Origin of the sequence: Vogesella indigofera, assembly GCF_003633895.1 — a bacterium.
GTDB classification, from domain to species: Bacteria; Pseudomonadota; Gammaproteobacteria; order Burkholderiales; family Chromobacteriaceae; genus Vogesella; species Vogesella indigofera.
This window is the reverse complement of record NZ_RBID01000019.1, coordinates 32934-49383: the sequence shown is the minus strand read 5'-3', so window position 1 is coordinate 49383 and position 16450 is coordinate 32934. Positions and strand designations below refer to the sequence as shown.

Annotated in this window: 13 protein-coding genes; 2 read left to right on the top strand and 11 right to left on the bottom strand. The window is 64.9% G+C overall.

Going from position 1 to position 16450, the window contains the following annotated elements; all coding sequences use genetic code 11:
• Positions 1-103: 103 nt before the first annotated feature.
• Complete coding sequence (trxC, locus tag C8E02_RS15700; RefSeq protein ID WP_120812343.1) at positions 104-556, top strand: thioredoxin TrxC; 453 nt, start codon at positions 104-106, stop codon at positions 554-556.
• A 110-nt stretch (positions 557-666) separates the two neighbouring features.
• Here trxC and C8E02_RS15695 read toward each other — a convergent pair whose 3' ends face one another.
• The 11 genes from C8E02_RS15695 to C8E02_RS15650 all read right to left on the bottom strand — a co-directional run bounded on the left by C8E02_RS15695 (position 667) and on the right by C8E02_RS15650 (position 15443).
• On the bottom strand, positions 667-2190 hold the full coding sequence (locus C8E02_RS15695) for a cryptochrome/photolyase family protein (protein WP_120812340.1): 1524 nt from the start codon (positions 2188-2190) through the stop codon (positions 667-669).
• A 382-nt stretch (positions 2191-2572) separates the two neighbouring features.
• Positions 2573-2950: a hypothetical protein gene (locus tag C8E02_RS17285; protein WP_147424510.1), complete on the bottom strand. Its 378-nt coding sequence runs from the start codon at positions 2948-2950 to the stop codon at positions 2573-2575.
• A 685-nt stretch (positions 2951-3635) separates the two neighbouring features.
• Positions 3636-4043 (bottom strand): hypothetical protein, encoded by a 408-nt coding sequence (locus C8E02_RS15690; RefSeq protein WP_147424509.1) that lies wholly within the window; start codon positions 4041-4043, stop codon positions 3636-3638.
• Positions 4044-4215: 172 nt separating this feature from the next.
• Complete coding sequence (gene lpdA, locus C8E02_RS15685) at positions 4216-6012, bottom strand: dihydrolipoyl dehydrogenase (RefSeq protein ID WP_120812335.1); 1797 nt, start codon at positions 6010-6012, stop codon at positions 4216-4218.
• A 107-nt stretch (positions 6013-6119) separates the two neighbouring features.
• Complete coding sequence (aceF, locus tag C8E02_RS15680; protein WP_120812332.1) at positions 6120-7808, bottom strand: dihydrolipoyllysine-residue acetyltransferase; 1689 nt, start codon at positions 7806-7808, stop codon at positions 6120-6122.
• A gap of 197 nt (positions 7809-8005) precedes the next feature.
• Positions 8006-10669 carry a pyruvate dehydrogenase (acetyl-transferring), homodimeric type gene (gene aceE, locus C8E02_RS15675; protein WP_120812330.1) on the bottom strand — a complete coding sequence of 888 codons (2664 nt, stop codon included), beginning with the start codon at positions 10667-10669 and terminating at the stop codon, positions 8006-8008.
• A gap of 347 nt (positions 10670-11016) precedes the next feature.
• Entirely contained in the window at positions 11017-12465 is a 1449-nt protein-coding gene (locus C8E02_RS15670) for a M48 family metalloprotease (protein ID WP_120812327.1), read from the bottom strand.
• A 50-nt stretch (positions 12466-12515) separates the two neighbouring features.
• Positions 12516-14222, bottom strand: a complete 1707-nt coding sequence (locus C8E02_RS15665; RefSeq protein ID WP_120812324.1) for a SulP family inorganic anion transporter — start codon at positions 14220-14222, stop codon at positions 12516-12518.
• Positions 14219-14662: a DUF6691 family protein gene (locus C8E02_RS15660; RefSeq protein ID WP_120812322.1), complete on the bottom strand. Its 444-nt coding sequence runs from the start codon at positions 14660-14662 to the stop codon at positions 14219-14221. The genes C8E02_RS15665 and C8E02_RS15660 overlap by 4 nt, the downstream gene beginning before the upstream one ends.
• Before the next feature lie 10 nt (positions 14663-14672).
• Entirely contained in the window at positions 14673-15104 is a 432-nt protein-coding gene (locus C8E02_RS15655) for a YeeE/YedE family protein (protein WP_120812319.1), read from the bottom strand.
• Between the two features lie 15 nt (positions 15105-15119).
• A complete protein-coding gene (locus tag C8E02_RS15650; RefSeq protein WP_047967982.1) occupies positions 15120-15443 on the bottom strand; it encodes an ArsR/SmtB family transcription factor in 324 nt (107 codons plus the stop codon).
• 119 nt (positions 15444-15562) lie between these two features.
• On the opposite strand from C8E02_RS15650, the gene C8E02_RS15645 reads away from it, so the two are divergent.
• The gene (locus C8E02_RS15645; protein WP_120812316.1) at positions 15563-16423 is read left to right on the top strand and encodes an MBL fold metallo-hydrolase; all 861 of its coding nucleotides are present in this window, start codon (positions 15563-15565) and stop codon (positions 16421-16423) included.
• The last annotated feature ends 27 nt before the right edge of the window (positions 16424-16450 follow it).

Below are 16450 nucleotides of genomic sequence, written 5' to 3'. Positions count from 1 at the left end.
GGCGGCTGGCCGCACCGACCGGCAGTGGGCAGGCCGCAGGCGCCCAGCCTTGAAAGTGGCCACGCCGCACCGATATGGCCAGCAGACACCCCTGGAGCCCGCCATGAACACCCCCACCGCCCTGCACCTGGCCTGCCCGCACTGCCACGCGCTCAACCGCGTCCCCGCCAGCCGCCTCGCCGACGGCCCCAACTGCGGCCAGTGCCACCAGCCGCTGCTGACCGGCCAGCCGCTGGAACTGACCGTCGACCACGCCGAGCGCCACATCTCGCGCAACGACATCCCGGTAGTGGTGGATTTCTGGGCGCCATGGTGCGGCCCGTGCCAGATGATGGGCCCCGCCTTCGCCCAGGCCGCCGCCGCCCTGCCGCAGGTGCGCTTCGCCAAGATCAACACCCAGACCGAAACCACCCTCGGCCAGCGTTTCGCCATCCGCAGCATCCCCACGCTGATCCTGTTTGTCGGCGGCCGTGAAATCCAGCGCCAGGCCGGCGCCATGGACGCCGCCAGCATCCAGCGCTGGATCGCGGCAGGATTGCAGAAGGCGGGGCGGTAACCGTGTGTAGGTCGGGTTGGCGCAGCGTAACCCGACACCGCTTGCGGCCAGGCTTGGCGGCCATGACAACAGGTAGCCCGGATAAGCGATAGCGCATCCGGGGATGATTGCTACAGCGTATCGGCGTCGCGGATACAGGCGTCAGCCTGCGCCAGCAACGCCTGCCGCGTCGCCACATCCATCTTGCGCCAGCTGGCGTAGGGCATGGCCAGGCGCGGGTTGGCCGCCAGCGTCGCCTCGTGCCGTGCCAGAAAGTGCCAGTACAGGCTGTTGAACGGGCAGGCTTGCGGCCCGGTTTTCTGCTTGACCGTATAGCGGCAGTGCGTGCAGTGGTCGCCCATGCGCGCCAGATAGGCGCCGCCGGACACATAGGGCTTGCTGGCCATGAAGCCGCCGTCGGCCCACTGGCTCATGCCGCGCGTGTTGGGCTGCTCCACCCACTCGAAGGCATCGATGTAGATGCCCAGATACCAGGCGTCCACCTCGTCCGGGTGACAGCCCAGCAGCAGGGCGATGTTGCCGGTGACCATCAGGCGCTGGATGTGATGGGCGTAGGCGTGCTGCAGGCTGCCGCGCACCGCCTGCGCCACACAGGCCATGCCGGTGTCGCCATCCCAGAACCAGCGCGGCAACGGCCGGCTGTGCTGCAAGGCGTTCACGCTGCCCAAATCCGGCCGCGCCCAGTACACGCCGCGCACGTATTCACGCCAGCCCAGGATCTGGCGGATGAAGCCCTCCACGCTGGCCAGCGGCAGTGTCGGATCGCTGCGCCAGGCGGCCTCGGCGGCGTGCACCACCTCGTGCGGCGACAGCATCTTGGTATTCAGCGCAAAACTCAGCCCGCTGTGAAACAGCCAGGCCTCGCCGTGCACCAGCGCGTCCTGGTAGCGGCCAAAGTGTCGCAGCCGCTGCCGGATGAAATCGGCCAGCCAGGCGCGCGCCTCGCGCCGGGTCAGCGGCCAACGTAGTGCCTCAGCCTGCGGCTCGCCCAGCGTCTGCACGCCGGCATCAAGGATTTCCTGCCACAGCGCGCGCAGGTCGTGGCCGGCAAACAGCCACGGCGCCAGCGCCACCTCGCCGCGATACGGCTCGCGGTTGGCCGCATCGTAGTTCCACTGCCCGCCCTCGGGCTTGCCGGCGCCATCCAGCAACACGCCGTGCTGCTGGCGCATGTGGCGGTAGAAGGTTTCCATGCGCCAGCCCTTGCTGCCAAACAGCGCTGCCGCCTCGTCACGCGCGGTGTAGAAATGCTCGCTATCGACCACGCTCAACGGCAGGCCCAGCTGCTGCGGCAGCGAGGCCAGCAAGGCATCGACGCGACGCTCGTCCGCCAGCTGGCAGGCCAGGCTGCTGGCGCCATAGTGTGTGGCCAGCCATGCCAGGTTGGCCGCAAAGTCGTGCCGGTTGGCCGTATCGCCGATGCGCAAATAGTGCACGCGATGGCCGGCCGCCTGCAGCGCGCTAGCAAAGCCGCGCATGGCGGCAAACAGCGCCAGCACCTTCTGCGCGTGGTGGCGCACGTAACCGGTTTCGCTGCGGATTTCCATCATCACGTACACCACATCGTCGCGGCGTTCGCGGTACCAGCCGTGGCCAGCGTTGAGCTGGTCCCCCAGAATCAGGCGCAGTTGCATGCAGTCTCCCAGACAAACGGCCCGCCAGCATGGCGAGCCGTTGCATGATGCCATCAGGCCAGGTCGCCGCGCGACGGCGTGCCGATAACACAAGGTTGGCCATGAAAGCGCGTGCGGTAGCCAACATCGAACCGATGCACCCCATCCCCGTTGGCACAGGCCGTAGCAGCGGCCGCCAGTCCGGAAACAAGCCGCCCTCTTTTGAGCGCAGCGTATGGGCGGCGCCGGGATGGTGGCCGCTGCTACGGGAATTCCTGCGCCGTCGGGTCGCCTTTTCTTTGGTGACTTTCTTTTGGCGAAGCAAAAGAAAGTCACCCGCCGCCGCGCGGAAAGCGGCAGATAAAAAACATCCGCGCAGCGGATACCTCAGATAAAAACAAGGTTAGAGCGAATTGGTAAGTGCTAAAAAGCAAAACGCCCCTATGTGGGGCGTATTTTTTGCTGGTACGTATTGACCAGGTGGGGCTCTAATCCCCAGCGGGAGGGTAATGGCCAGACGGTGTTTCAACTTGTCATGAAAACTAGCGTAGTAATGACGCCCACTTACGTCGTTAGTACACATCTCTAATCGCTCAATGAGCGACGAGGTTCTCGCCAAAAGCAGAGTGGGATCAAATTTTGCAATGCTGGCATGCACTACGTGAATGTCAGGTAGTGCTCTGCCTGCGATGACAGACATGGCGTATTCCAAATAGGATCTACGCATCTCTTCTTCCAGGCTTATGGGCAGCGTTTCTTTTGCAAATAGTTGATCAGTCATTATTCCATGTTGGCTCTTGGTTTCACTCTCATGACAGTCTTAGCTGATACGTCTGGGCTTTCTGCTAGTTCGGTTGTGGGTTGCGCCTTGTGCGCACCCCGATTTGAAGATTGATCAGGCGTTAACAGCGAATGATCGGGTCATCTGATACGGCTTGGTTCTCGTTGAATAGTTGATATCTTCATCGGGTGATCAGGTTTTATCGGTATTTTTCATACTTTTCCTCTCTGCTATCCAGCTTTTGACTGTTTGTGATTGCTGCCACCAGTACCGTGCACACCGGCAGCCGTGGTATGCGATACGTAGATAGTCTTGCTCGCTAATGGCCTCCCACAGGTGATAAAAAACGATCGGATTTTTAGCCATCGCCAGAATCAGCGATAGCAGCGGTACTACAAAATACTTTTGGTACATCACGTCCCTCGGTAAGGAGGGGGTGACGCATCAATCTTCAAACTAGACAACTCAGCCGACTAGCAATATGCATGTATGGCTCTTGTTTTGTATTTCAATGGCTTAGATAAATTTTTACTCTGCCAGAGTGCAGGTTACATATCCCAAAGGGCGATACACCATCACAAGCAGCAATGAAAAAAGGCAAGCCCTAATCAGGCTTGCCCTTTCTCGTCTCCTGCTGCCAACGTTGGTCGTATTCACATGCTTACTTCTTGTGCTGCAGCGGCAGCTAGCGTGGTCGGTGCCACCAGCGGTGCTGGGTCAGGTACCAAAACCACCACGTCTTGATCTCCACATAGGCCACACTCAGCTTCGACAAAAATGCGGCCAGCAAAATAACCAAGCCACCCGCGGTATTCAACCTGCCGTGCAGAACGTGGCTGACGATAAGGCCTAGTAAACCCAGAATGATGCTCGCCACGCATACGACAAGGATTTCGCAATAGATCAAGGCTTTAGGGTCATAGCCACCCTTCGGATAATGCGACAGCTGCATCCCGGCAAGAAAAAGTACCGCAAAGATGGTGACGAAAATCATTGCGCCATACGATGGAGAATCGCCGAGGCTAAACAGAAACATAAAAAACGCCCATGCCAGTAGGACCACACCACGGCTGAACAAGGACCCGACACTCATCCTTCCCTCCTTAATCTGCGCTATCTGTCGGACGAACGACTCGCCCACAAGTGCTGACCAGCAAGCATTTTAATGTATTGGCATAAACAACAGCCATAACAAAAGGGCAAGCCCTCATCAGGCTTGCCCTTTCTCGTCTGCGCTGCGGCCAACCTTGGCCGCAGTCACACGCTTACTTCTTGCGTTGCGGCGGCAGGTCGGTGCAGCTGCCGTGTGCCACTTCGGCGGCCATGCCGATGCTCTCGCCCAGCGTCGGGTGAGCGTGGATGGTCTTGCCGATGTCGGTGGCGTCGCAGCCCATTTCGATGGCCAGGCAGATTTCGCCCAGCATGTCGCCGGCGTGGGTGCCCACGATGGCGCCGCCAATCACCTGATGGGTGTTGGCGTCGAAAATCAGCTTGGTGAAGCCTTCGTCGCGACCGTTGGCGATGGCGCGGCCGGAGGCTGCCCACGGGAACACCGCTTTTTCGATCTTGATGCCGTCACGCTTGGCGCTCTCTTCGGTCACGCCTACCCAGGCGACTTCCGGGTCGGTGTAGGCCACGCCTGGAATCACGCGGGCGTCGAAGTAGGCTTTGTGGCCAGCGCAGTTTTCCGCTGCCACGTGCGCCTCGTGCACCGCCTTGTGCGCCAGCATCGGCTGGCCGACGATGTCGCCGATGGCGTAGATGTGCGGTACGTTGGTACGCTGCTGCTTGTCGACCTCGATGAAGCCGCGATCAGTCACGGCCACACCGGCGTTTTCGGCGCCGATGAGCTTGCCGTTCGGCGCGCGGCCTGCGGCGACCAGTACCAGGTCGTAGCGTTGCGGCTCGGCCGGGGCCTTGGCGCCTTCAAACGTCACGTAGATGCCGTCTTCGCGGGCGTCCACGGCCACGGTTTTGGTGCCGGTCATGATGTTGTCGAAGCGGTGGGCGTTGTACTTTTCCCATACCTTCACCAGATCACGGTCCGGGCCCTGCATCAGGCCGTCCATCATTTCCACCACGTCCAGGCGCGCGCCCAGCGTGGAGTACACGGTGCCCATTTCCAGGCCGATGATGCCGCCACCGATCACCAGCATCTTGTTCGGCACGGCTTTCAGTTCCAGCGCGCCGGTGGAATCGACGATGCGCGGGTCTTGCGGGATGAACGGCAGGTTCACCACGCGGCTACCGGCGGCGATGATCGCGTTCTTGAACTTGATCACCTGCTTGGCGCCGGTCTTGTCCTGACCTGTGCCGTCGGTGGTTTCCACCTGCAGGTGGTACGGGTCGAGGAACTGGCCGACGCCGCGCACCACTTGCACCTTGCGCGCCTTGGCCATGCCGGCCAGACCGCCGGTCAGCTTGCCGATGACCTTTTCCTTGTAGCCGCGCAGCATGTCGATGTCGATTTCCGGCGCGGCAAACTTGATGCCGTTGGCGGCCAGGTGTTTCACCTCGTCGATCACCGCCGCGTTGTGCAGCAGCGCCTTGGACGGGATGCAGCCCACGTTCAGGCACACGCCGCCCAGGGTGGCGTAGCGCTCAACCAGCACCACTTTCAGGCCCAGGTCGGCGGCGCGGAAGGCGGCGGAGTAACCGCCGGGGCCGGCGCCCAGTACCAGTACATCGCAGTCGATGTCGGCGGTGCCGCTGTGCGTGGCCGCAGCAGGGGCGGCAACCGGTGCCGCAACTTGCGGGGCAGCCGCTGCCGGAGCAGCAGCAGGTGCCGCAGCCGGCGCAGGGTTGGCCGCAGCGGCCGCACCGGCGGCGTCGATGACCACGATCACGTCACCTTCGGAGATCTTGCCGCCGACGGCGGTGCGCACTTCCTTCACCACGCCGGCCGCTTCGGCCGGTACTTCCATGGTGGCCTTGTCGGTTTCCAGCGTGATCAGGCTGTCGTCCTTGGCTACGGTGTCGCCGACTTTCACGAACACCTCGATCACGTCCACATTGCTGTGGCCGCCGATGTCCGGCACTTTCAGTTCAATCAGATTGCTCATGGTTCACATCCATGTGGTGGCGGCGCGCAGGGCACGCCGCCGGTATTCGGCACGATGGCTTGCTGGCAGCCGAAGGTTGGCCGCGGCCAACCTTCCGGCTGCGACCATTACAGGATCAGGCGGCGCACGTCGGACAGCAGCTTGCCCAGGTACACGGTGAAGCGGGCGGCAGCGGCGCCGTCGATCACACGGTGGTCGAAGGACAGCGACAGCGGGCACATCAGGCGCGGCGCGAATTCCTTGCCGTTCCATACCGGCTTGATCTGCGACTTGCACACGCCGAGGATGGCCACTTCCGGTGCGTTGACGATAGGCGTGAAGCCGGTACCGCCGATACCACCCAGACTGGAGATGGTGAAGGTGGCGCCCTGCATGTCGGTCGGCTTGAGCTTGCCGTCACGCGCCAGCGCGGACAGGTCGGTCAGTTCCTTGGCGATCTGCTTGATGCCCTTCTGATCCACGTTCTTGATCACCGGTACCACCAGCCCGTTCGGCGTGTCGGCGGCAAAGCCGATGTGGTAGTACTGCTTCAGCACCAGGTTGTCGCCGTCCAGCGAGCTGTTGAAGTTCGGGAACGCCTTCAGTGCTTCGGCGGCGGCCTTGATGATGAAGGCCAGCGGGCTGATCTTGAGGCCGGACTTTTCCCATTCCTTGCCGATGGTCTTGCGGAAGTCTTCCAGCTCGGTGATGTCGCAGTCGTCGTTGAACGTGACGTGCGGGATCATCACCCAGTTGCGGGCCAGGTTGGCACCGGACAGCTTCTGGATGCGGGTCAGCGGCTTGGTTTCGATCGGGCCGAACTTGGCGAAATCGACCTTCGGCCACGGCAGCAGGTCCAGACCGCCGCCGTTGGCTGCCGGCGCGGCGGCCGGGGCCAGCGCCGCCGGGTTCTGCATGATGGTCTTCACGAAGCCCTTCACGTCGTCCTCGACGATACGGCCCTTGCGGCCGGAGCCTGTCACCTTGGACAGGTCGACACCCAGTTCGCGTGCCAGCTTGCGTACCGACGGGCCGGCGTGCGACTTGGCGAAGCCGGCTTCGTTGAAGGCGGCAGCGACGGCAGCGGCAACCGGTGTTGCTACCGGCGCGGCGGCGGCAGCCGGAGCGGCAGCAACTGGCGCAGCAGCGGCGGGAGCCGGTGCCGGAGCAGCCGCGGCGGCTGGTGCGGCGGCGGCGCCGGCACCTTCGACCACCACGATCAGGTCGCCTTCGCTGGCCTTGTCGCCCACTTTCACTTTCACTTCCACCACGCGGCCGGCGGCGGTGGCCGGTACTTCCATGGTCGCCTTGTCGGTTTCCAGGGTGATCAGGCTGTCGTCGACCTTGATCTCGTCGCCGACCTTGACCGATACCTCGATCACGTCGACGCCGTTGTGGCCGCCGATGTCGGGGATGCGGATCTCGCTGCGGCCAACGTTGGCAGCCGGGGCTGGAACTGGGGCCGGTGCCGGCGCAGCAGCTGGCGCAGCAGCGGGTGCCGGGGCAGCTACCGGCGCGGGCGCAGCCGCTACCGGGGCGGCTACCGCAGCAGCCGGGGCCGGTGCGGCGGCGCTGGCGCCGACTTCGATGATGGCGATCACGTCGCCTTCGGAAATCTTGCCGCCGAGTACGGCGCGCACTTCTTTCACCACGCCGGCGGCTTCGGCCGGTACTTCCATGGTGGCTTTGTCGGTTTCCAGCGTGATCAGGCTGTCGTCGATGGCGACGGTCTGGCCCGGCTGGATGAAGACTTCGATGACGTCTACGTTGTTGTGCCCACCGATATCGGGCACTTTCAGTTCGATCAGATTGCTCATGGCTCTATCCACATCGTAGGGCGGAGGCCCGCGTGACGGGCAAGGCGTGACGCCTTGCCGGCGGCGGGCTCCGCCAACATTCGGCTTGGTATCCCGGCTGCCGTCTGGCGGCGGCCGGATCGCGCGTTGCTGCAGGAGCGGCGAAAGCCACGCGGGTGACTTTCGCCGGTATCAGGGTTGGCCGCAACGGCCGCGCCTTATACCTTCCAGCTAGGCAGCTTGGCGACGTTGATACCGTACTTGGTGATGGCTTCCTGGACGCGGGCGGCGTCGATCTTGCCGTCGCGTGCCAGTGCCGACAGCGCGGCCACGGCGACGTAGCGGCGGTCCACTTCGAAGAACTCGCGCAGCTTGGCGCGGCTGTCGGAGCGGCCGTAACCGTCGGTCCCCAGCACCACGTAACGGCCAGGCACGTATTCACGGATCTGGTCGGCGTAGTTGCGGATGTAGTCGGTGGCGGCGATCACCGGGCCGGAACGGCCGGCCAGCTGCTGCTCGACGTAGGACTGGCGCTGCTCACCTACCGGGTGCAGCAGGTTGTGGCGCGACGCTTCCATGCCGTCACGGCGCAGCTGGTTGAACGAGGTCACGCTCCAGATGTCGGACGCGATGCCGAAGTCGTTGCGCAGCAGGTCGGCGGCGGCAATCACTTCGCGCAGGATGGTGCCGGAGCCCATCAGCTGGACTTTCACCGCGGCGTCGCCACCGTCCTTGAACAGGTACATGCCCTTCAGGATGCCGTCTTCGGCGCCCTGCGGCATTGCCGGGTGGGTGTAGTTCTCGTTCATCAGCGTGATGTAATAGAACACGTCCTGCTGTTCCACGTACATGCGCTTCAGACCGTCCTGCAGGATCACCGCCAGTTCGTAGGCGAAGGTCGGATCGTAGCTGATGCAGTTCGGGATCAGGCCGGCCTGGATGTGGCTGTGACCGTCTTCGTGCTGAAGGCCTTCACCGTTCAGCGTGGTACGACCGGCGGTGCCGCCGAGCATGAAGCCGCGGGCGCGCATGTCGCCTGCTGCCCAGGCCAGGTCGCCGATACGCTGGAAGCCGAACATCGAGTAGTAGATGTAGAACGGAATCATCGGGATGCCGTGGTTGGCGTAGCTGGTCGCTGCCGCAATCCACGAGGACATCGCGCCCGGCTCGTTGATGCCTTCCTGCAGCATCTGGCCGTCCTTGGATTCCTTGTAGAACATCAGCTGGTCGGCGTCCTGCGGCACGTAGTTCTGACCCTGGGTGGACCAGATGCCGTACTGGCGGAACATGCCTTCCATACCGAAGGTACGCGATTCGTCCGGCACGATCGGCACGATCTGCTTGCCGATGTTCTTGTCCTTGAGCAGGATGCCCAGCTGGCGCACGAAGGCCATGGTGGTGGAGAACTCGCGCTCGCCGGAATCATTGAACTGGCTGTCGAACACGTGCAGGCCCGGGATGGCCAGCGGCGTTTTCACCGGTTTGCGGGCCGGCAGGTAGCCGCCCAGCGCGGCGCGGCGTTCGCGCATGTACTGCATTTCCGGGCTGTCTTCGGCCGGTTTGTAGTACGGCACGCTTTCCAGATCGGCGTCGGATACCGGGATGCCGAAGCGGTCGCGGAACTTGCGCAGGTTGTCCAGCGCCATTTTCTTGGCCTGGTGGGCCACGTTCTGTGCCTCGCCGCTGGAGCCCATGCCGTAACCCTTGATGGTCTTGGCCAGGATCACGGTCGGACGGCCGTTGGCGTTGTGGGTGGCTTCGTGGTAGGCCGCGTACACCTTGTGCGGGTCGTGGCCGCCACGGTTCAGTGCCCAGATCTCGTCGTCGGACATGTTGGCCACCATCTCGCGCAGCTCCGGGTACTTGCCGAAGAAGTGTTCGCGAACGTAGGCGCCGTCCTTGGACTTGAAGGTCTGGTAGTCGCCGTCGACGCACTCGTCCATGCGCTTTTTCAGCAGGCCCTTGGTGTCCATCGCCAGCAGCGGGTCCCAGCGCGAGCCCCATACCACTTTCAGCACGTTCCAGCCGGAACCGCGGAAGTCGCCTTCCAGTTCCTGGATGATCTTGCCGTTACCGCGTACCGGGCCGTCCAGACGCTGCAGGTTGCAGTTGATCACGAACACCAGGTTGTCCAGGCCTTCGCGGGCTGCCAGCGCGATCGCGCCCAGCGATTCCGGCTCGTCCATCTCGCCGTCGCCGCAGAAGCACCACACTTTACGACCCAGGGTCTTGGCCAGACCACGGCTTTCCAGATACTTCAGGAAACGTGCCTGGTAAATGGCCATCAACGGGCCCAGGCCCATGGAGACGGTCGGGAACTGCCAGAAGTCTTCCATCAACCACGGATGCGGGTAGGAAGACAGGCCGTTGCCGTCCACTTCCTGACGGAAGGTGTCCAGCTGCGCCTCGGACAGACGGCCTTCAAGGAAGGCACGCGCATACACGCCAGGGGAGATGTGACCCTGGAAGTACACCAGATCGCCTTCCTGCTCGTCGTTGTGGGCGCGCCAGAAGTGGTTGAAGCCGACGTCGTAGAGGGTGGCGGAGGACTGGAAGGAGGCAATGTGGCCACCCAGTTCCAAGTCTTTCTTGCCGGCGCGCAGCACCAGGGCCATCGCGTTCCAGCGGTTGATGGAGCGGATGCGGTGCTCCATCTCGTGATTGCCGGGGGACTTTTGCTCTTTGCCCACCGGGATAGTATTCAGGTATGCAGTCGTCGCCTCGAACGGCAGGTGTGCGCCACGGCGACGGGTACGTTCGACCATTTTCTCCAGCAGGAAGTGGGCACGCTCGGCGCCGTCACTATCCAGTACAGACTCCAGCGCATCGGTCCATTCGTGCGTTTCAACCGGATCGATATCGTCAGGGTAGATTGCTGCCATCTCACATCCTCACTTTTTATTTTCAGTTCACTACCCGGTTGGGCAGCGTCTGCTGTCATGACATTGGGTGCCTTGGTAAAGGCTTTACAGAACTGCGTCGGATTATAATCGAACAATTCCGCAAATAAAATTTGCGAAAGTGAAAAGTTTCTTACATAGCGCAGAGTGTAAATCCTGCCGATTTCCACGCGAAGTGGGCAATTGGGGATATCACTCAAAATCGGCTTTTTCGGCAGCGATATTGCACTGCAATATGTTGTTTTTTTGCGATTATTCGCGGAACGACGGCAGGCGGGGCAAAAAGCGCCGGCGCACGCTGCGGGGCGTGGCCGGAGGCGGGGCAGGCGTCAGCGCGGCTTGGCCGGATGCTGGCTGTCGATTTCGCGCAAACGCGCCTCGACGGTGGAGCGCAGGTAGAAGTCGTCGCCGCCGGCGCGGCTGGCGAGCTGGTACTGGATGCGCGCCGATTCAAACTCCTGTTCGATATAGAACGCGTGGCCGAGCGCAGCGTGGTAGCGCAGCGCGTCGCCCTCGCCGTAGCTGCGCGCCGCCAGCCGCCACAGCGCGGCATTGTCGGGCGCGCGCTTCAGCGCCAGCTCGATCTGCTGCCGCGCCTCGGCACTGCGCCGTGCCTGCAGCAGGGTGTCGATGCGCGCCAGCCACAGCGCGTCGTTGGACGGGAATTGCTGCAGCGCCTGCTGATAGCGCGCCAGCGCGCCGTCAAGGTTGGCCGCAGCGCGCTGGATGTCGCCGTCCAGCAGCAGCAGCGCAGGATGCGGCGGCAGTTGCCGCTGCGCGCTGGCCAGCGCCTGCTGCGCCTCGTCGTAGCGGCCCAGCTGCAGCAGCGCGCGCGCGAGGCCGTAATAGGTGGCGCCCGGCTGCAGGAAGCGGCCGGCGGCCAGCGCGGTGCGGTAGTGGCGCTCGGCCTCGGCGGCGCCGAGGGTGGCCAGGCGCAGCTTCTCGCGCATCAGCAGGAAATCGCTGCTGTCGGCGCGCATGCGCAGCGGATAGCCCTGCGCGCGGTTCTGCGCCTCGCTGACGCGCTCGCCGGTCAGCGGGTGGGTTCGCAGGAAGCCGAAGGCGTTGTTGTCGTTGTGGCGGTGGGTCTGCTGCAGACGGTCGAAAAAGCCGGCCATGCTGCGCGCGTCGAAACCGGCGGCGGTCAGGTACTGCATGCCGATGCGGTCGGCCTCGCGTTCGAAATCGCGCGAATAGGCCAGCTGGCGGCTGGCGGCGAGGCCGACGCCGGCGTTGACCATGCCGGCGCTGACGTCGCCGTTGGAGGCATTGGACGCCAGCACCCCGGCCAGGATCGCCGCCAGCATCAGCAGGTGGCGGTTGCCCTCGCCCTCCTGCATCCGCGCCAGATGGCGCTGGCTGACGTGGGCGATCTCGTGCGCCAGCACCGAGGCCAGCTCACCCTCGCTCTGCGTCGCCAGCAGCAGGCCGCTGTGCACGCCGATCACGCCGCCGGGCAGCGCGAAGGCGTTGATGCTGCGGTCGTTGACGGCGAAGAAGGCGAAGCGCATTCCCGGCAGCTGCGCGCCGGCGGCCAAGCGCCCGCCGAGGTCGGCGAGGTAGGCGTTGACCTCGGCGTCGTCGATCACGTCGCCGTCGCCGTCGCCGCGCAGCGAGCGCAGGATGTCGCGGCCGATGCGGTTTTCCTCCGCCTGCGGCAAGGCGGACTCGGCCACCGTGCCGAGGCTGGGCAGGTCGTTGGCGGCAAACAGCGGCGGCGCGGCCAGGGCAGCGAGCAGGCTGGCGACGAACAGGGCACGGCGGGAGTGTCGTTTCATGCCGCTATGATAGCCAGCGGCGGCCGGAAGTTGCACGCGGCGCGTGGTTTTCAGATCTGGTAGTCGCTGCCGGGGCATAGCTGCTGGATGGCGATATGGGTGGACAGGTGCAGGCGGCCGTCAAAGCGCGCCGCCAGTCCGGCGCGCTTGCACACGTCCAGCACCGGGCCCTTGACCTCGGCCAGGTGCAGGCGGATGCCGCGCTCGGCGAGGCCGTCGTCCAGGCGCTCCAGCATCGACAGCGCGGTCATGTCGAGGCGGTTGACCGCGCTCATCACCAGCAGCAGGCTGTGGCTGTCCGGGCTGGCGGCGGCCAGTTGCTGGATGGCATTGCCGACGTGGCGGGCATTGCCGAAGAACAGGCTTTCGTCGACGCGCAGCAGCAGCACGCCGGGCAGCGGCTCGGTGTGGTAGCGCAGCACGTTGCGGAAGTGTTCGGTGCCGGGTACCCGTCCCAGCACCGCGATGTGCGGCCGGCTGCTGCGCATCAGCCACACCGACAGCGAGATCACCACCCCGGCGACGATGCCGGCATCGACGCCCAGCGCCAGCACCAGCAGGAAGGTGACGGCAAACGCCACCGCGTCGGCGCGTTCGGTGCGCCACGCCGCGCGCAGGGTGCGGAAATCGATCATCACCGCCACCGAGGCGATGATGGTGGCGGCCAGCACCGCCAGCGGCAGGTTGGCCAGCAACGCGGTGGCGGTGCTCAGCAGCAGCACCATTAGCGCGGCGGTGATCAGCGACGCCAGCTGGGTATTGGCGCCGGCGTCTGCATTGACCACCGAGCGGGTCAGGCCGCCGGTGACCGGAAAGCCGCCGCTAAGGCCGGCGCCGAGATTGCACAGCCCCAGCGCCAGCAGCTCGCGGTCGGGGTCGATGCTCTCGCGCCGCGGCGCGGCCAGCATCTGCGCCACCGACAGGCTCTGCACGTAGTTGATCAGCGCGATGAAGAAGGAAGGCATCACCAGCGGCGCGAGGCCCAGCGACGGCAAGGCCGCCAGCCGCAGCGCCGGCAGCCCGCCCGGCACCACGCCGACCACCGGCAGTTGCGCCTGCCAGTCGGCCAGCGTCACCGCCAGCAGGCCGCCGAGCACCACCAGCATCGGCGCGGTGCGCGACAGCGTGCGCGCCACGCCGGATGCCAGCCCCAGCGCGTGCAGCAGGCTGGCCAGATAGCGCCGCGCCAGCACCAGCAGCAGCAACGCCGCCAGCCCCAGCAGCAAGGCCAGCGGATTGAGCGCCGCGACATGGGCGAGGAAGGCCTGCGCAATGTCCGGCAGGCTGGCGCCGCCGGCGCGGAAGCCGGCCAGCGGCGCCAGCTGCGACAGCACGATCAACAGCGCCGAGGCGGCGGTGAAGCCGGCCAGCACCGGCTGCGACAGCGCGTCGGCCAGAAAACCGAGGCGCAGCAGGCCGAACAGGAACAGCATGGCGCCGGACAGCAGCGCCAGCCAGATGGCCGCCAGCAGGTAGTCGTCGCTGCCGGCTGCGGCCAACCTTGACAGCGTCGCCGCCACCAGCAGCGAGGTCACCGCCATCGGCCCCACCGACTGCGCGTGGCTGCCGCCGCTGAACGCGTACAGCAGCAGCGGCAGCAGGCTGGCGTAGAGGCCGGCTTCCGGCGGCAGGCCGGCCACCAGCGCATAGGCCAGCCCCTGCGGCACCAGCAGCAGGGTGACGATCACCCCGGCGCTGACATCGCCTGGCAGGTCGGCACGGCGGTAGTGACGCAGCCAGCGCGGCAGCCAGTTCATCGCGACAGCGCTTTGTCCAGCGGCCGGAACAACAGCATGCCCGCCACCATCGCCAGCACGAACAGCAGCCCCGGCCATTGCAGGCTGCCCAGCAGCACCAGCCCCGGGCCGGGACAGATGCCGGCGATGCCCCAGCCGATGCCGAACAGCACGCTGCCCAGCACCAGACGCGGCGTGATGCCGCTCTTGCCCGGCAGGTGGATGGGCGCACCCGACCACGACGGCAGCTGGCGATGGCTGCGCGACTCGGCGAGGCGGAACAGCGGCAGGCCGACGGCGATGGCGCCGCCCATCACCAGCGCCAGCGACGGATCCCAGGCCCCGGCGAGATCGAGAAAACCGATCACCTTCTGCGGATTGCTCATCCCCGACAGCAGCAGGCCGACGCCGAACAGCAGGCCAATGGCGAACGCCTGCCCCGCTTGTGCATGATGTTTCATGATTCTCTCCTCACACCAGCAGGTGGCGCAGCAGGTAGACCGCGGCAAAGCCGGCGGCCATGAACGACAGCGTCGCCACCAGCGAGCGCGGCGACAGCCGCGACAGGCCGCAGACGCCGTGGCCGCTGGTGCAGCCGGAGGCAAAGCGGGTGCCGATGCCGACCAGCAGCCCGGCCAGCAGCAGCGACGGGGTATCGACCATCATCCGGACCGCCGGCAGCTCGCCGCGCAGCAGCAGGTACAGCGCCGGCGCCAGCAGCAGGCCGCCGACAAAGGCGACGCGCACGGCGCGGTCCGGCGCGCCATCCACCAGCCCGCCCAGCAGGCCACTGATGCCGGCAATGCGTCCCAGCCCCAGCGCCATCCACGCCGCGGCCAGCCCGATCAGCACGCCGCCGGCCAGTGCCGCCAGCAGCGCCGCCGGATCCCAGATGATGTTCATGGTGTGACTCCTTGATCAGGGTGACGGCGGTTTCGGCCCCGCGTCATCGGCACAAAACAGGCTGTGCAGCGTGCCGAGGATGGCCATCGCCTCCTGGCTGGCTACACTGTAGTAGATCCACTTGCCCTCGCGCCGGGTGTTGACCAGCGCCTCGTTACGCAGCACGCCCAGCTGCTGCGACAGCGTCGGCTGGCGGATACCGGTCAGCCGTTCCAGCTCGGACACGCTCTTCTCGCCGTCCACCAGCTGGCACAGCAGCAGCAGCCGGTCTTCGTTGGCCAGGCTTTTCAGCAGGCTGGTGGCGCGTGACGCGTTGTCATGCAAGATACTCAGATCCATGGTGGGTATTTCCTCCTGTCTGTCTTGTTATTTTATCGCAGCGCGTTTTTATTATATTTACAAATATAATGTTACGCAATATATTGACTGCACTACCTGTCCTGCCACGAGGAGTCACGATGAATCCCCAAGTCCACGCCAGTTTCGATCCCGTCACCTGGACCATCAGCTATGTGGTGTACGACCGGCGCGGCGGCCATGCGGCGATCATCGACCCGGTGCTGGACTACGATCCCAAGTCCGGGCGCACCGCCACCGCCGCCGCCGACCGGCTGCTGGCCTTCGTGCGCGAGCAGCAGCTGACGCTGGACTGGATCATCGAAACCCACGCCCACGCCGACCACCTGTCCGCCGCCGCCTACCTGAAACAGCAGCTGGGCGGCCGCATCGCCATCGGCCAGCAGATCGACGGCGTGCAGCGCGTGTTCAAGGGCATTTTCAATCTCGAAACCGGCTTCGCCACTGACGGTCGGCAATTTGACCACCTTTTTGCCGATGGCGACACCTTTGCCATCGGCCAGCTGCAGGCGCAGGCCATCGCGGTGCCCGGCCACACCCCGGCCGACATGGCCTATCACATCGGCGACGCGATCTTTGTCGGCGATACCCTGTTCCTGCCCGATGTCGGCACCGCGCGCTGCGACTTCCCCGGCGGCAATGCCGCGGCACTATACCGCTCCATCCGGCGGCTGTTGTCGTTTCCTGACCACACCCGGCTGTTCATGTGTCACGACTACCCGCCGGAAGGCCGCGCGCCGCAGTGGCAGTGCACGGTGGCCGAGCAACGCGCGCACAACATCCACGTCCACGACGGCATCAGCGAGGCCGACTTCGTACAGCTGCGCGAGGCGCGCGACGCGACGCTGGCGATGCCGGTGCTGATCCTGCCGGCGATCCAGGTCAATATCCGCGCCGGCCAGCTGCCGCCGGCCGAGGACAATGGCACCGCCTACTTAAAGATTCCGCTGAACCTGCTGTAAACTGCAGCCATCGTGATGACATCGGGC

What these genes read in the sequence shown, in the direction of transcription:
- trxC (WP_120812343.1), top strand. Translation starts at nt 104, where the DNA reads ATGAACACCCCCACCGCCCTGCACCTGGCCTGCCCGCACTGCCACGCG.
- C8E02_RS15695 (WP_120812340.1), bottom strand. Translation starts at nt 2,190, where the DNA reads ATGCAACTGCGCCTGATTCTGGGGGACCAGCTCAACGCTGGCCACGGC.
- C8E02_RS17285 (WP_147424510.1), bottom strand. Translation starts at nt 2,950, where the DNA reads ATGACTGATCAACTATTTGCAAAAGAAACGCTGCCCATAAGCCTGGAA.
- C8E02_RS15690 (WP_147424509.1), bottom strand. Translation starts at nt 4,043, where the DNA reads ATGAGTGTCGGGTCCTTGTTCAGCCGTGGTGTGGTCCTACTGGCATGG.
- lpdA (WP_120812335.1), bottom strand. Translation starts at nt 6,012, where the DNA reads ATGAGCAATCTGATTGAACTGAAAGTGCCGGACATCGGCGGCCACAGC.
- aceF (WP_120812332.1), bottom strand. Translation starts at nt 7,808, where the DNA reads ATGAGCAATCTGATCGAACTGAAAGTGCCCGATATCGGTGGGCACAAC.
- aceE (WP_120812330.1), bottom strand. Translation starts at nt 10,669, where the DNA reads ATGGCAGCAATCTACCCTGACGATATCGATCCGGTTGAAACGCACGAA.
- C8E02_RS15670 (WP_120812327.1), bottom strand. Translation starts at nt 12,465, where the DNA reads ATGAAACGACACTCCCGCCGTGCCCTGTTCGTCGCCAGCCTGCTCGCT.
- C8E02_RS15665 (WP_120812324.1), bottom strand. Translation starts at nt 14,222, where the DNA reads ATGAACTGGCTGCCGCGCTGGCTGCGTCACTACCGCCGTGCCGACCTG.
- C8E02_RS15660 (WP_120812322.1), bottom strand. Translation starts at nt 14,662, where the DNA reads ATGAAACATCATGCACAAGCGGGGCAGGCGTTCGCCATTGGCCTGCTG.
- C8E02_RS15655 (WP_120812319.1), bottom strand. Translation starts at nt 15,104, where the DNA reads ATGAACATCATCTGGGATCCGGCGGCGCTGCTGGCGGCACTGGCCGGC.
- C8E02_RS15650 (WP_047967982.1), bottom strand. Translation starts at nt 15,443, where the DNA reads ATGGATCTGAGTATCTTGCATGACAACGCGTCACGCGCCACCAGCCTG.
- C8E02_RS15645 (WP_120812316.1), top strand. Translation starts at nt 15,563, where the DNA reads ATGAATCCCCAAGTCCACGCCAGTTTCGATCCCGTCACCTGGACCATC.